Below are 15534 nucleotides of genomic sequence, written 5' to 3'. Positions count from 1 at the left end.
GGGCCTCTCATATCCATACGACCGCATGGAAGCACCGGCAACAGGCCGCAGGCGCCCCCCCTCTACCCCTCCCAGAGCTGGGACTGCCAGGCGCCCGTTTCGAGCAGACGTCTTTCGAGCATGGCCATCAACTGTTCGTTGCGGATAAGGCCCCAGGTCGGCCCGCAGTGGAACCGCGGCGGAGCCTCTCCGGCGAAACGTTCCACGACCAGGTCGGGCCGCAGCCGGCGCAGGATGCCGATGAAAAGTTCCATATATTCGTCGAGGGTACGGAAGCGGTATCGTTCCGGATGTGCCTTCCAGTCCGCCTCCATGGGGGTATCCCGGAATATCTGGAGCTGGTGGAACTTGACCGTCGTCAGGGGGAGCGCATTGATGGTCTCCGTCTGGGCGGTCATCATCCCGTCGGTCTCGCCCGGCAGCCCGAGAATGAAATGCGCCCCGACATGTATTCCGCGTGCGGCGGTCGCCTCCACAGCACGGCGTGCGCAGTCGAAATCGTGCCCCCGGTTCACGGCACGGAGCGTTTCGTCGTAACACGACTCGATGCCGTACTCAACGGCCACGTAACAGGTGCGGGCCAGCTCCGCGAAGTAATCGAGTACCGCATCGTCCACGCAGTCCGGACGTGTCCCCACCACGATACCCGCCACGAGGGGGTTGGCGAGCGCCTCGCCGTACACGGCCCGCAACCGCTCCAGCGGCGCGTATGTATTCGAAAAGGATTGGAAATAGACGAGGTAGCGTTCGGCCCGACGATACCGGTTGCGGTGAAATTCGATACCTTCTTCTATCTGGCGGGCGACGCTTTTGAAGGGCTGACAATACGAAGGGGTGAAAGCCTCGTTGTTGCAGAAGGTGCAGCCACCCGTTCCCACCCGTCCGTCGCGGTTGGGACACGTAAAGCCGGCATTGACGGCCAGCTTCTGCACACGCCCTCCGAACAGTCTCCGGAAGTAGCCCGAATAGCTGTTGAAAGGCCTCTCGTCACCCCAGGGATATATCATCGTTCTCGATTGAAAAAAGTTCCCGCACGGAGTCCTCCTCACGGGGCCTCACGCCTTCCGAAGCGCCTCGACGAAACCCGGGAAGAGCGACCACAAATGTTCGGTCTGGAGCCACAGTTCCCTGGCGAGCGCCTCTTTGGAGGGCCTTTCGGCACGTATCTCCTGCAGGTAAGCGTCACTGACGGGATGCTCCCCGGCCAGAAATTCGTCATAATAGGGCCGGAAGCGGCTGCGCAGCCTCACTACCTCGCCATGGGGCAGCGTGCCCGTCCGCCGGAATTCGCTCCACAGGGTCAAGATTACCTTGTCGATATACTTGTCGTTCACGTCGTTGATAATATCGTCGAACGACTCATACTCTTCCATGGCGATGTAGGTATAAGCCAACGGAATGGTCGCTTCGGTATGGTCTTCGGGGTCTACGTCGAGCAGCATCTCGAAAATGGCGGCGGCCATCTCCCAGTCTCCGGCCAGAAAATGGTCGATGCCGGAACAGTAACCGGTCAGCACGGCGGCCTGTGTCGGCTCATCCTCCCACTCCAGCACGGTCTCCCCCTCTTCGGGAATCATATCCACCAACCGCTGGAACGCATGCAGCCGCGTATTGCAGGCTCCCTCGAAATCGCGTTCGTCCTCCTGCCTCCTCGAACGGGCGAGCTCCGCAGCGAAATCGAAATCATCTCCGTCGGCGGCAGGGAGATAGGCGATAACGTAGCTGTCCTCCCCCGTCGGCCTAAGTACCGGTTTCATCATCTTGACAGACCTTTTGCTGAGAATACGTATGTATCGTTTTGCAGGCGCGAAGATAGCAATAATGCCTGCAAAAAAAGCATATAACGCCGCGCGGACAAAATTTCCGCCCGGAAAACTTCGTCATTTAAATGAAATGTCCTATATTTGCCCCGCATAAAGAGGCCGCAATAGCTCAGTTGGTAGAGCGTTTCACTCGTAATGAAGAGGTCCCGAGTTCAAGTCTCGGTTGCGGCTCCGGACAAAGAGGAACGGCTGCAGGGGAATTTCCCTTGCAGCCGTTCCGGTTTCCGGCCGAGCCCCGTCTCCACGAAACGGGATTACCGGTAATTGGAGACGAACAGCCGGGCCTCCCGCACATCATCGGAGGTCTCCACGGTATAAAATATCGTCAGGCAATAATCCAGGTAGGTACCGTGCTTCGGAATGGAAAAAGAGAGGACGCCGCTGTTTCTGTCGAAACTCCACGAATCATCGAAATAGAGATAAAAAAGATAATGGCAGTGGTCGCACTCAATCCGTTCGATGCCCGTTATCTTCTCCCCGACGACACCGTACATCGCCCGGTAGGTCGTATCGTAGGCGAAAAGTTCCGGAGGATTCAGGATGTAAAAGATTTCATCGGACTCGGGGTCGCGCACCAGCGTTTTTATCTCATACTCCACCGTCCCCCGCAGCGTCGGATAATATACCGTGACTTTGACGGTACGTTCGCCCTTTTCGGTAAACCGGAACCTTCCGTTGGGCACATTGGAGGGGAAAGAGAGCAGTTCCGTTTTATTGTCGCCGCTGGCCCACTTCTTCACCTCGACGCCGGCATCCGTCAGCGTCTGACGCAGTTTAAATACCTCCTCCCGGCCGACAATCGGGTCCGCCGGCCGTTCGACGATGTCCTGCGAACCGACATTCAGCTCCTTTTCATACACCCGTTCTCCTCCGAAAACATTGGCGGTAAGCCGAATCTTCTTTCTCCCCGGCCGGGTGAAATAGACGAACAGGGAGTTGTCCGTGTACTGGTGCGGCACCGAAACGCCGTCGCTGTCCGCTATCTCCCAACCCTCTATGGAGAGCAGATTACTGCTTTTGGAGGAGAGTTTTCTCGCATCTTCGTTCAGACGGAGCCGAACGAGTTGGTTCAAACCGACCGATTCATACTCCGCCTCCACGATATCGCGCAGGTCTAGGGCGGCGTCGTTGGGATGACTGAAAATGATATTCACTATCTCGCACAACCGCTCCTTTTCATCGTCAGTCATGTCCGTCCTGCCGGTCACGATGCGTCTCATCTCTATCTGCCAGGAAGCCCAGTTACCGCTCTCGTGAAAACCGTGCTGGATGTCGCCCATCGAAAATCCGTTCTTCAGCAGACATTCGACCACGCGGGTATATTTATTTTTCTCCCCTCTGTTATTAGGGTCGGTATACTCCGGAAAGAAGGACTTCATGTAGGCATATTCCACGCCGGTCGCCCACGATTCGCCGTCTTTCCCCAATGCCCTAAGATTGAACTTCAACGGTTCCAGTTTATGGTGTGAAATGTGCCCCAGTTCGTGGAACATCGTATTCATCGCCTTTTCCGGTGTATGATACCGGGATGCTCCTTTATATTTTCCGTAAAAGTATATTTCACGTAACGGCCGTACGGGAGCGGCGCTGCTCCTTCCGCCTTTCGTCATCGTCGCTATATCGAGGGTATAATCGCCTTTTATCAGGTAGCGCGTCAGCGGATAGTCCCGGTAGAAATAGGAGTAAAGGGCCGTGTGCATGCCGGACATCACCCCCTCCCAGGTTCCGTCGGCGAAAACGACATCCACCGGCCCCGTATGGGTGCCGTCCAGAATGCTTATCCTTTTCTTGTTCTTATTGGCTATGTACACATTCCAACGGTCGTCGCCCCAATGCACCTCGTAGCGCACCGGCGTATTGGTAGTGCATATCGGTCCCGTCTCGCCGTTGTCATCGGTAACGCCCCACGAAACATCGGTATAGTAGAATGCCAGCACCTTCGCTCCGACCAGCGGGAGGGTATCATTGTTAATACCATAACCAGATTTATCCGTAATTTCAAACCTGAGCCTCGCCGAAGGCTGGAACGGCTGTACGGTGCTCCTCGCCGAAGAAACGTTGCCCGTCAGCCGAAGCGACGCATCCAATACGCTGGCATACACCCCGGCAGGTAGCTGGCCCTCATCCGATGCAGGACCTCGTTTGTTCTGGATGAATACGCCGTGAATAAGTTCGTAATCCACCTCTTCCGGAAACACGAAACCGGCAGGAACGACGGCATAAAGGGGTTCATACACGATGGGGGTGTCCTCCGTCACCTCTTCGGGTTCGGTTTCGGGATAAATCCCGTTGTCGAGGGGATGGCTGAACAATTCGATACCGAGCCCGTCGAGCGTCGCCATCTGCACGCTGTCCTGCGGATTGAACTTCACGTAATAACCGGTCGGCTGCAGGGTAATGCGCGGCACCGACGGGTCATCGGCCGCCACGAGGTCCAGCGCTTGCTGCATGACATCGATGGCGAAAGGGTCGCTGGCATTTTGCAATGCACGGGTCACCGCTGCCTCCTCCGTTTTCTGCTCCCCTTCCCTGTAAAAAATCTCTCCCTCCTTATTGCAGGATACGACCGACAACGCTGCCAACAGCAGCAGTCCAATGTGTCTCTTCATAATAATTAAGTTTTAGATTAATAATCAGTATCCGACTCTTCCGTTACCGGAACACCGTCCCGGAAATCGGCGTCCGTAAAAATATAGGTACGCCATAATGTACGCTTTCTGGACCGCTCTTTATAACAGTCAGGCCTGAAGATGCTGTATTTTACACCATCGATATCACCAGCCTTTGCAAAAACAACCGCCTGCTCGTCATTCGACAATTGGACATAATCGACTGTCCAAAAAGGAAAAAAATTGCTATTCCCGGGAACATGAACTGTAATCGAGTACTCGCCGTCCGGAACAAGGGAAAAGCGATACTGTATTTCCACCGCAGAGCCTTGAGCATTATCAGTGATATCATATGCCACCACCTCGAGAGACTTATCCGTGCCATTGCGATAAACATAGTGAACAGTGTACATCTCATGACAGCCCGTAAACAATAGTACAAGGCAAAAACAGAAAAGAATTTTAATTTTCATGATAGTAGTTTTAGATTAATAATCAGTATCCGACTCTTCCGTTACCGGAACGCCGTCCCGGAAATCGGCGTCCGTAAAATCGTAACGGAACCAGATTTCGCATTTCTTCGATTTGACTACCTGATACGAATCCATATCATATAAATAAGTCTTTTGCCCTTCTTGGTCCGGACGGGAAACAAAAGTGACTTCCCGTTCTCCGTCGGAAATCTTGACATATTTACTAGAACCAAACGGAGAAAGTATTACACTTCTGGCATGAACGTATGTGAGTTCATATTCCTCCCCCGGAGCAAGCTCGAACGTGCACGGATTCCAATAATCATCTGCATCTGGCGCTTCTACCTGAATGATTCTGTCCGTCAGGTTGCCATAACGATAATGGGCTACCCCGGCCGGAGATTCACAGCCTGCAAACAGCAGCGGTACACATAATAAAGAAAGTAATCTTAGTTTCATAATAGAATTTTAATAGGTTAAAGATTATTGAAGCAGCATTAACTGCGGCTTGTTCAAACGCCGTCACAGAAAATTTCGCCCTCTGGCTTCAAGACGGTGAGGGAGTGTGCAGAAACATTTTTCATAACATCCGATTGGTTAATAAATTCAAACAAACACAAGGCAACAGTGTAGTTATTTCAAACATACGAAATAATTACCAACAATACAAATATTTAATCATATATATCGACATCCTTGCGCAAGCCGTTCCGGCACGACACCTTCTGTACGGATATCGGACTACCGTCTTACCTCCTTTCGGGTTTCGTCGAATATATTTTCCTATATTTGCACTAAACAGACAAGCGATGGCAGACAACGACTGGAAATCGAGGCTGAACGTGGTCTACTCCACGAATCCGGACTTCGAATACGAAACCGAAGCGCCGGAAAACATTCCGACGCTTCCGCCGCAGCAGCAGGAACTGCGCGTATGGCTCGACCGAAAATCGCGGGCCGGCAAACAGGTGACGCTGGTACGCGGCTTCCGGGGAAGCGAGGAAGACCTCCGGGCTCTGGCGAGCATGCTGAAAAACAGGTGCGGGGTGGGCGGTTCGGCCAAAGAGGGCGAAATCATCATACAGGGCGATTTCCGCGACCGTGTGACGGAAATACTCACCAAAGCGGGATACAAGGCAAAAAAAGCAGGGGGACAATGAAAAAAACCGCCATACTGCTCACCGCCCTCTGGCTGCTGGCAGCCGTCCCGCAGGCACGGGCCCAATACTACAACACGGGGCAGTCGCCCGCTTCGCTGCGGTGGAAATCCATCGGCAACGATTCGCTGCAGGTGGTCTTTCCGGACGGATTCGGGAAACAGGCCCACCGCACGCTCTTCTACATGGACACCGTCCGGAGCCGCATCAGCTACGGATATCCCCTGCCTCCGCTCAAAACACCCGTCATGATGACCACGGAGAACTTCTTCTCCAACGGTCTCGCCATGATGGCCCCCCGGCGGATAGAGATGGGAGGGATACCCGCCATAGACACCTACTCCGAACCATGGCTCAAACAGCTCGCCACGCACGAGTACCGCCACATGGTTCAGTTCGGCAACGTCAACCGTTCGACGGTGAAGGTCTTCGGCTATCTGTTCGGACAGCAGGCACCGCTGCTCGCCACGGGACTCCTGCCTTTCTGGTTCATCGAAGGCGATGCGGTGATGGCCGAAACGCAGATGTCCTCCTTCGGGAGAGGGCTGCAGCCGTCGTTCACCATGCACTACCGTGCGCTGGGCGACGAAATACTGCGCAGCCGGAATCCCGACAAATGGTTCTGCGGTTCCTACAAGGATTACGTACCGAGCCATTACGAACTCGGATTCCAACTCGTTTCCTATGCCGACAGGCGATACGACGAATACATCGGAGCGAGCATCACGCGCTACACCTCCGACTACCCGATACTCATCTTCACCACGCAGCTCGCGCTGAACAAATATTACGGCACCTCCACGCGGCAGCTCTTCCGGGAGACCTTTTCCTCCCTCAACGAACTGTGGGACTCGCTGCCCGACACGGGCAACAGTCCGCGCGTGGTATCGCCGCCGGTGAAAATCTACACCACCTACTCCCATCCCCTCTACGTCAACGACTCCACGCTGCTCGTCCTGAAAGAGGATTACGACCGGGCATCGCGGTTCGTGGAAATAGACCTGCACTCAGGACAGGAACGCACCGTATGCTACACGGGGCCGGTCAGCACGCGTCCCGTCTTCCGCAACGGCACCGTAGTATGGACGGAATACCGGCAGAGCACCGTATGGGAACAGAAAGTCGATTCGCGTCTCTGCGTCATGCAGTACGGGGACGACCGATACCGACAGGAGGCTTCGTTCGGCGACGGCGTCCTCTATCCGGTACTGACCGATGACGGCGACTTGGCCTTCGTCCGTTACCACTACGACGGCCACTACTCCGTCGAACTGCACTCCCGCGAGCGCGGTACGCTGCGTACCCACTTCGACGAGTCGGTATCGCTGCACGGCCTGGCATGGGACGACCTGACGCAGTGTTTCTACTACATCGCACTCTCCGATGACGGCATGTCCATCGGAGGAGTCGACTTTTCCGGCCTGAAAGGACGGCGGTTCCCCGTCACCTCCCCCGCTTACGTAACGGTCAATAACCTGAGCGCCGGCGACGGAATGCTCTACTTCAACTCCATCTACTCCGGCAAGGACGAAGCCCACACAATAGACCTCTCCACCGGGCGGCAGTACCGCATCTCCGAATCGCGTTACGGTTCTTTCGCCCCCTCTCCTTCGCCGGGCGGCGAATTCGTGGCACTCACGACCTACGAAAGGGACGGCTACAAAACGGCCCTGCAGGAGGTGGAGTACTGGGAGGAGGTGGAATGGACGCCCGTTCCCCGGAACGTGGTGAATGCCCCCCTGAAACCGTGGGACGTTCCGGTCGTGGACGACGTGGTCTTCACGGAGGAAGAGCTGAATGCCTCGATGGAGAAACATCCGGCCGAACGCTACTCCAAAGCGGGACACCTCTTCAACCTGCACAGTTGGGCGCCGCTCTACTACTCGCCCGACCGGCTGATGGAGAACTCCACGCTGGATGCCCAGTTCGGCGCGACGCTCATCTCACAGAACCTGCTCGGTACGACGGAAGCGAGCCTCGGATACGGCTATACGCTCGACGGCCACTCCACGGTCAGGGGACGGTTCGCCTACTACGGCTGGGCACCCAAAATCGAAGTGACGGCCCTGTGGAGCGACCATCCCCACCAAACCATCAATACGGCCAGCAGTCCCTTCTATACGAGCTACTACAAGGGCAACAGCTTCGACCTCTCGGTCAGGGCCTACTTGCCGCTGCTGCTCTCGTCGGGCTACCGGATACGCTCGCTGGTGCCGACGCTGCAATTCAACCTCGACAATACGGAAATCATCACCCCCGAAGGGCAGTCGAACCGGGCATCGCTCGTACTCGCCTCCGTACAGTACAACGAATACGTCCGCAAGGCCCGCCTCGACCTGCAGCCGCGCTGGGGTTATACGCTCCGTGCCAGCACGGTCAGCAATCCGTTCAGCAAGCTGTTCGCCACCGCATGGAGCGTGTACGGACGCGTCTACACCCCCGGTCTCTTCCTTCACCACGGCCTGACGCTCGCCGCAGCCTACCAGCGGACTACCGACGTCTTCCCCATGATAAACGTCATCGATTTCCAGCCCCGCGGATATGACCAGATAGCCACGACGAGCTACTTCGCCGCCTCGGCCGACTACCTCTTCCCCGTAGCCTATCCGGACTGGGGAGTGAGCGGCGTCTTTTTCCTGAAACGCATCTCGCTCGACCTGTCGTTCCAATACGCACGCTATCTGGAACCGGAATATTTCATCGACCTCACGGGAACCGCGGGCAACGGTCTGCAAAAACGCGGCGTACCGCGCCACATTTATACGTTCGGGGGAGCCGTCAGCCTCGACATCGCCCCGTTCCGCATGCCGGCGGAATCGACCTGCACGCTTACGGTAGGCGTCTACAAACCGCGCGACAAGAAAGTATTCGTAACATGCGGCTTCTCGGTACCGCTCTGAACAGCCGGAAAAAGAGCGGCCCGGAAACCGCCTTCCGGAAACGGATGCCCGGAGGACATAAACCGTTCAAACAAGGAAAATGTACATAGCACAAGCGAAACGAAAGGAGAATATCGCGGAATATATCCTCTACCTGTGGCAGTTGGAAGACCTGCTCCGGGCGCTCCGGTTCAGTCCCGAAGCCATCTGGTCGCAACTCGTGGCCCCGCAGATACCCGGGGATGAGGAGAGACAGAACAACCTGCTCATGTGGTACATGGACGTGGGGTCGCTGCTACGCGAAGAGGGAAAGGAAAAGACGGGCCATCTCGACCACACCCTGCATCTCATAGGCGACCTGAACAATCTGCACGAACAGCTGCTCCAGGCTCCAGCCGGAGAGCATTACCGCGAACTGTACGCCCGTCTGCAGCCCGAACTGCCGCGTCTGCGGCAGCTCATCGGGCGGCAGGAGATATCCGATACGGAACTCGCTTTCCGGACGCTCTACGCCGCCATGCTCTACCGCATGAAGGGGGACAAGACAAAAGAGAGCTCAATCTCCGATGTGATTGAGCTCGTTTCGCCGGTAATAGGGGAACTGGCACGGATTTTTCATCTGGCCGAAATCGGCGAGTTGGATATTTGGGAAAGGGACAACGGCTGATTCAGGCCATCGGACCACAGCGGTTCTCCCGGGAATCTCTTTGCCCGTCGCCCGCCCCGCAGAGTCTCCGGAAACATCCTTGTCGACAAATCCGGCCTCCCCTGCCGGAGGCGGCTTTCATATATATGATGCCCGAAGGTTCCGTTTTGTTGCACGGAAACGAAAATTTTTTGCAGAAACGACCAACACCTGCCGCCTCTCTCCATGGCAGGCATACGAAAAACCGTACACGGCAGGGAATCCTTCCCTCCGATGCACGGTATCCCGCAGCCGCATTCCGGCCGGCCGGTCAACGGGCTATTCGGCCCGAACGATATTGGCGCCGAGCGCGTTGAGGCGCGCATCGATGTTCTGATAACCGCGGTCAATCTGCTCCACATTCTGGATGACGCTGCGCCCCTCCGCACTCAGGGCGGCGATAAGGAGCGCTACCCCGGCACGGATGTCGGGCGAAGTCATCATCGTACCGCGCAGGCGGCGTTCGTGGTTGTGCCCGATGACCGTGGCCCGGTGCGGGTCGCAGAGGATTATCTGCGCCCCCATGTCTATCAGTTTGTCCACGAAAAAGAGGCGGCTTTCAAACATCTTCTGGTGGATGAGCACAGAACCCTTCGCCTGCGTCGCCACCACGAGGAAGACCGAAAGCAGGTCGGGCGTCAGTCCCGGCCAGGGTGCATCGGCAATGGTCATTATCGAACCGTCGAGGAACGTGTCTATCTCGTAGTGCTCCTGACTGGGAATATAGATATCGTCTCCGCGCTGCTCGAAATGGATTCCCATGCGGGCGAACTGTGCGGGAATGATGCCCAGGTCGCCGAAAGAGACCTCCTTAATCGTTATCTCCGACTGCGTCATGGCCGCCATTCCGATGAAGCTGCCTATCTCTATCATGTCCGGCAGCATGGTGTGCTCCGTTCCTCCGAGACGCTCCACACCGCGGATGGTCAGCAGGTTGGAACCGATACCGCGGATGTCGGCCCCCATGCGAACAAGCATCCGGCACAGCTGCTGGATGTAGGGTTCGCAGGCCGCATTGTAGATGGTCGTCTCCCCCCGTGCCAGCACGGCAGCCATGACGATGTTGGCGGTACCCGTCACCGAAGCCTCGTCCAGCAGCATGTAGGTTCCGCGCAGACCGTCCGAGCGGAGGGCGAAATAGTTGTTGTCGAAATCGTAATCGAACTTCGCACCGAGTTTCTGAAACCCTATCAGGTGGGTATCCAGCCTCCGGCGCCCTATCTTGTCGCCGCCCGGTTTGGGCAGATAGGCGATGCCGAAACGGGCCAGCAGGGGCCCGATGACCATGACCGAACCGCGCAACCGGGCGCCTCGACGGCGGTAATCCTCCGAACGGATATAATCGAGGTCGATGTCGCGGGCACGGAACGCGTAGCTCTGCGGCCCCGTCTTCTCCACCTCGACCCCCATGGCACGCAGCATATCCATGAGCTGCAGAATATCCACTATCTCCGGAACGTTGTGCAGCGTCACCCGTTCGGGGGTAAGGAGCGTGGCACAAATTATCTGGAGGGCTTCGTTCTTGGCCCCCTGCGGTACTATCTCTCCCTTCAGGCGGTTTCCGCCCTGCACGATGAATTCAGCCATATCTCGAAATTTCTTTATCCGGAATGCAATGCAATACGGAGACGAAAGATATACAATTTACGCGGCATGAAAAAACTTTCCCGGTACCGGACGACTTTTAACGCCGTTATCCGGCAACGGCTTGTAAAGTAACCGCAAAAATCCTTAACTTTGTAAGTTATTGTAATGTATCATTCAGGAGAACCGAAACAATACGAAGGATATGACCGACAGGATAGAACGACTGCTGAAAAGGGTAGAGGAGTTCCACCCCGGTACCGCTGCGGAGCTGGAAGAGTTCAGAATCAAGGTATTGGGCCGCAAGGGTGAGCTCAACGAACTGATGGACGAATTCAAAACCGTCGCCCCGGAACTGAAACGCGAACTGGGCCAGCGCCTCAACGGACTCAAGAACCGCGCACAGGAACGCATCAACGAACTGAAAAGCGAACTCGAAGCGCATGCAGCCGGGACTCCCTCGGCCACGCTGGACGACATGACGCGCCCCGGCACCGCGCAGCCGCTCGGCAGCCGGCACCCCATATCGCTGGTAAGAAACGAGATATGCGGTATATTCGAACGGCTCGGTTATGTCATAGCCGAAGGCCCGGAAATAGAGGACGACTGGCACGTATTCTCGGCCCTGAACTTCCCGCCGGAACATCCGGCACGCGACATGCAGGATACGTTCTTCATCGAAAAAGACCCCGACATCCTGCTCCGTACCCACACCAGCTCCATTCAGGTACGCACCATGGAGACGCAGAAACCGCCTATCCGGGTAGTATGCCCCGGCAGGGTCTTCCGCAACGAAGCCATCTCCTACCGTGCGCACTGCATTTTCCACCAGATAGAGGGACTCTATATCGACGAAGGGGTCTCCTTCGCCGACATGAAACAGTCGCTTCTCTACTTCGTGCAGGAGTTCTTCGGCCCGGAGACGAAAATACGCCTGAGACCCTCTTACTTCCCCTTCACGGAGCCCTCGGCGGAGATGGACATCTCCTGCAACCTCTGCGGCGGGAAGGGGTGCAACGTCTGCAAACATACCGGATGGCTCGAAATCATGGGATGCGGCATGGTGGACCCGAACGTACTCGAAGCATGCGGCATAGACAGCAATAAATACAGCGGGTTCGCGTTCGGAATGGGAGTAGAGCGCTGCTCGATGCTGAAATACGGCGTCAAGGACCTCCGTCTCTACTTCGAGAACGACATCCGGTTCCTGCGCCAATTCGGCACGGTGATTTGATACCCGCTTCCGGCGGCACGAAAACCGTCCGGCAAGAAGCGGGAAGGCGGCGTTCCGCTCCGCACGCATCATTTGGAAACGGCATGAAAAACATCAGGGTGATAGCAGCAGGCATCGCGGCGGCAGGATTCATATCCTGTACGGTGACCACGCACGGCACGTCGCAGGCGGCGGCCGAAGGGGATTTCGCCGGCCGCAACGCACCCTATTACTACCATGCCGAAGGCATCAAGGCCCATACCGTGAAGGGCGACATGCAGGCGGGCATCGCCTGCTTCGGCCGCGCCATACAGGCGGACTCCTCCTACGCCCCGGCCTACTACGAAATAGCCGAAATACTGCTCGAAACCGACCCACAGCGGGCCGTGGCCTACAGCCAAACGGCCAATGCGCTCGACACGGCCAACCTTGCCTATCAGAACCAGTTGGGACGGGCACTGGTGATGTCCGAAAAGTACGACGAGGCGATGGGCATCTACACCCGCCTGATGCGCGACGACCCGCACAATCCGCTCAACTACCGGCTGCTGGCAGCCCTTTACGACTACAAGGGGCAACCCTTTACGGCGATAGCCATCCTCGACACCGCAGAGATGCGGTTGGGACGTCTCGAAGAGCTCTCCACCTACAAACGCGAGATACTGATACGGCTAAGGCTCTATGACAAGGCCGTGGAGGAGGCGAAAAAGCTGGCCGGCGACTATCCCTACGACGACGGCAATTACCGTATCCTCGGCGACATATACAGCGCGATGGGCAAGGACTCGCTGGCGCTGGCCAACTATGCGGAGGCCATGCGGCTCGATTCGGGGAACATGGAAACCCTCTCTTCGCTGGCCGATTTCTACCGTAAATCCAACGACGCGGGGAACTACCTCGCCACGCTGAAACTGATTTTCGAAAACAACGGCATGCCGCTGGAGGGGAAGAAAAGAATCTTCGAAGACATCACCTCCGACCTGGAGTTCTACCGGCGCAACTACTTCGCCATCAACTCCCTCATATTGACGCTCATCGCCAAGTATCCGGACGATTACAACGTGGTGGACCTGTATGCCACGCACCTGATACGGGGCGGGGAGATAGAACAGGCGCTCGGACTCTACAAGTCGTTCATCGGCATGAAACCCGACATACTGGAAGCCTATAACCAGGTCATCGGGATAGAAACCTTCCTGAACCGCCCCGACTCCGTAACGAAATACTCCGACATGGCGCTCGCACGCTTTCCCGACAATATGGATATCCTGCTCGGCAAAGGCTACGCCCGCCTCGGCACGAACGATGCCGCGGGCGCAGTGCGTACCTTCCGGGAGGCTTACCGTGCAGCGAAGGATGACTCCACGCGGAGCGTAGCGGCAGGAATACTCGGCGACGCATACCACGAACTCGGCAACTCGCGTAAAGCCTATACGCAATACGAAAAGGCGCTCCGGCTCGACGCGGACAATGCCGGCGTACTGAACAACTATGCCTACTACCTCAGCGAAGAGGGGAGGGAACTGGAAAAGGCGCTCGACATGAGCCGCCGTGCCAACGGGCTCACTCCGGGCAATGCCACGTTCCTCGACACGGAAGGGTGGATACTCTATCTGCTCGGAAGATACGACGAGGCCCGCACCGTCATGCAGCAGGCCGTATCGTTCGATATGACCGGCAGTCCGGTACTGCTGTTCCATTATGCGGAGATACTCTATGCGTTGGGCGACGCATTCATGGCGGAAGTCTACTGGAAACGCGCCCTCGACAAGGGGTACGATGCGGAGATTATCCGGCAACGGTTGGAAAAGAAACAGGAATAGATGAAACGGACCTTACTGATACTGATTTCGCTCCTCTGCCTCGTCCCGGCGGGACTGCGGGCACAGGGAGTGCAGTCCTCGATACAGGCACTGAATGAACAGATAGCCCGCGCAGAGGAGGAGATAAGACGCAACGAAGCGCTCTTGAGCAAGATAAAGGGCGAACGGGCCGTCACGCAGAACGAACTGAAACTGATAGTATCCCGCATCTCGAACCGCCAGAGCATCGTATCCTCGCTCAACCAGCAAATCGCCATCTGCGAACGCGACATTGCGGCCAAGAACAAGGAGATAACGGAAACGAACCGGCGCATCGAGGTACTCAAAAAGGAGTATGCCGACATGATATACGCCGCATACAAGAACTACCTGCTGAACAACTCGATGGCTTTTCTCTTCGCCTCGCGCGACTTCGGGGAGATGACGCTGCGGATAAACTACATGAAGCGCTACAACCGGATGCGGGAGGCGAAAGCCTCGGAGCTGGATTCGCTCTCGGCGGTGTTGCAGGACGAGGTAAAAAGGCTGGATGCCCAGTTGGCGCAGCTCGAAACCTCGCGCAGCAACCGCGACAAGGAGCTCCAAACCCTTCGGGCCGACGAACAGACCTACAAAAAGAACAGTTCGCGGCTGGCCGCCGACGAACGCAAGGTGGCCGACCGGATACGCCAGAAGGAGCGCGAAAAGCAGAATGCCCAGAAGCAGCTTCAGCGGCTCGTCGCAGAGGAGGCCCGCCGCAATGCGGGAACCAAACGTACCGCCGCAGAGGAGCGGGTGAGGGTGGAACTCAGCAACAACTTCGAACAGAACGAGGGCAAATTCCCCTATCCGGTAAGCGATGGCGTAATCATCGACCGTTTCGGCAAGCATCCGCACCCCACGCAGCGCGGCTTGACGATAGACAACAAAGGAGTCAATATCGCAGGGGAGAAGGGAGCCCCCGTGCGGTGTATTTTCGAAGGAACCGTGAGCAGGGTGGTCTTCATCAAAGGATTGAACAACTGCGTGATGGTCAATCACGGAAATTATTATACGGTCTATTCCAACCTTGAATCGGTCAGCGTGAAGGCCAACGACGCGGTCGGACGGAACCAGGTGATAGGCAACCTCCCCTCGACCGCGAACAACGACGACTGGTACCTGCATTTCGAATTGTGGAAGGGTACGACGTTCCTCAATCCGGAAAAGTGGCTGTCGAGATAACGGCGGTTCCGGATGCGGCGTCTCCCAAAGGGCAGGGCCGGAGCGGAAACAGGCCTGGACACGCACCACGGCAGACAATACGGCT

12 protein-coding genes and 1 tRNA gene are annotated in these 15534 nt (G+C 56.6%); 7 read left to right on the top strand and 6 right to left on the bottom strand.

The features are described from left to right. Positions 1-62 precede the first annotated feature (62 nt). Both BQ5361_RS09050 and BQ5361_RS09045 read right to left on the bottom strand, forming a co-directional pair. A complete protein-coding gene (locus BQ5361_RS09050; protein WP_022062892.1) occupies positions 63-1007 on the bottom strand; it encodes a tRNA modification radical SAM protein MnmL/YtqA in 945 nt (314 codons plus the stop codon). Between the two features lie 48 nt (positions 1008-1055). Further along, entirely contained in the window at positions 1056-1760 is a 705-nt protein-coding gene (locus tag BQ5361_RS09045; RefSeq protein WP_022062893.1) for a tetratricopeptide repeat protein, read from the bottom strand. Positions 1761-1921: 161 nt separating this feature from the next. Here BQ5361_RS09045 and BQ5361_RS09040 point away from each other — a divergent pair. Continuing rightward, a tRNA-Thr gene (locus BQ5361_RS09040) sits at positions 1922-1994 on the top strand. An 83-nt stretch (positions 1995-2077) separates the two neighbouring features. Here BQ5361_RS09040 and BQ5361_RS10970 read toward each other — a convergent pair. Genes BQ5361_RS10970 through BQ5361_RS10610 form a run of 3 tightly spaced genes read right to left on the bottom strand, consistent with a single transcriptional unit; the run spans position 2078 to position 5364 of the window. Then, positions 2078-4432 carry a hypothetical protein gene (locus BQ5361_RS10970; protein WP_071425026.1) on the bottom strand — a complete coding sequence of 785 codons (2355 nt, stop codon included), beginning with the start codon at positions 4430-4432 and terminating at the stop codon, positions 2078-2080. A 17-nt stretch (positions 4433-4449) separates the two neighbouring features. Further along, positions 4450-4905: a hypothetical protein gene (locus BQ5361_RS09030; RefSeq protein ID WP_035471302.1), complete on the bottom strand. Its 456-nt coding sequence runs from the start codon at positions 4903-4905 to the stop codon at positions 4450-4452. 15 nt (positions 4906-4920) lie between these two features. Then, positions 4921-5364 carry a hypothetical protein gene (locus BQ5361_RS10610; RefSeq protein ID WP_143047549.1) on the bottom strand — a complete coding sequence of 148 codons (444 nt, stop codon included), beginning with the start codon at positions 5362-5364 and terminating at the stop codon, positions 4921-4923. Between the two features lie 350 nt (positions 5365-5714). Here BQ5361_RS10610 and BQ5361_RS09025 point away from each other — a divergent pair, with 350 nt between their 5' ends. The 3 genes from BQ5361_RS09025 to BQ5361_RS09015 all read left to right on the top strand — a co-directional run bounded on the left by BQ5361_RS09025 (position 5715) and on the right by BQ5361_RS09015 (position 9608). Continuing rightward, complete coding sequence (locus BQ5361_RS09025; protein ID WP_022063928.1) at positions 5715-6065, top strand: translation initiation factor; 351 nt, start codon at positions 5715-5717, stop codon at positions 6063-6065. Next, entirely contained in the window at positions 6062-8962 is a 2901-nt protein-coding gene (locus tag BQ5361_RS09020) for a hypothetical protein (protein WP_046445890.1), read from the top strand. Before BQ5361_RS09025 ends, BQ5361_RS09020 begins: the two co-directional genes overlap by 4 nt. Before the next feature lie 79 nt (positions 8963-9041). Next, a complete protein-coding gene (locus tag BQ5361_RS09015; protein ID WP_022063930.1) occupies positions 9042-9608 on the top strand; it encodes a DUF4924 family protein in 567 nt (188 codons plus the stop codon). 297 nt (positions 9609-9905) lie between these two features. Here the strand turns inward: BQ5361_RS09015 and murA are convergent, their stop codons facing one another. After that, positions 9906-11213 carry a UDP-N-acetylglucosamine 1-carboxyvinyltransferase gene (murA, locus tag BQ5361_RS09010; protein ID WP_035471305.1) on the bottom strand — a complete coding sequence of 436 codons (1308 nt, stop codon included), beginning with the start codon at positions 11211-11213 and terminating at the stop codon, positions 9906-9908. A gap of 202 nt (positions 11214-11415) precedes the next feature. Here murA and pheS point away from each other — a divergent pair, with 202 nt between their 5' ends. The 3 genes from pheS to BQ5361_RS08995 all read left to right on the top strand — a co-directional run bounded on the left by pheS (position 11416) and on the right by BQ5361_RS08995 (position 15449). Next, positions 11416-12444 carry a phenylalanine--tRNA ligase subunit alpha gene (gene pheS, locus BQ5361_RS09005; RefSeq protein WP_022063932.1) on the top strand — a complete coding sequence of 343 codons (1029 nt, stop codon included), beginning with the start codon at positions 11416-11418 and terminating at the stop codon, positions 12442-12444. Positions 12445-12527: 83 nt separating this feature from the next. Continuing rightward, positions 12528-14246 carry a tetratricopeptide repeat protein gene (locus BQ5361_RS09000; RefSeq protein ID WP_022063933.1) on the top strand — a complete coding sequence of 573 codons (1719 nt, stop codon included), beginning with the start codon at positions 12528-12530 and terminating at the stop codon, positions 14244-14246. Beyond that, positions 14247-15449, top strand: coding sequence for a murein hydrolase activator EnvC family protein (locus BQ5361_RS08995; RefSeq protein WP_035471308.1), 1203 nt, complete (start codon positions 14247-14249; stop codon positions 15447-15449). Positions 15450-15534: the final 85 nt, after the last annotated feature.

Origin of the sequence: Tidjanibacter massiliensis, from assembly GCF_900104605.1 — a bacterium.
In the GTDB taxonomy this organism is placed as follows: Bacteria; Bacteroidota; Bacteroidia; order Bacteroidales; family Rikenellaceae; genus Tidjanibacter; species Tidjanibacter inops.
Note: the sequence above shows the minus strand (reverse complement) of the source record. Positions and strands in the feature narration are given on the sequence as shown.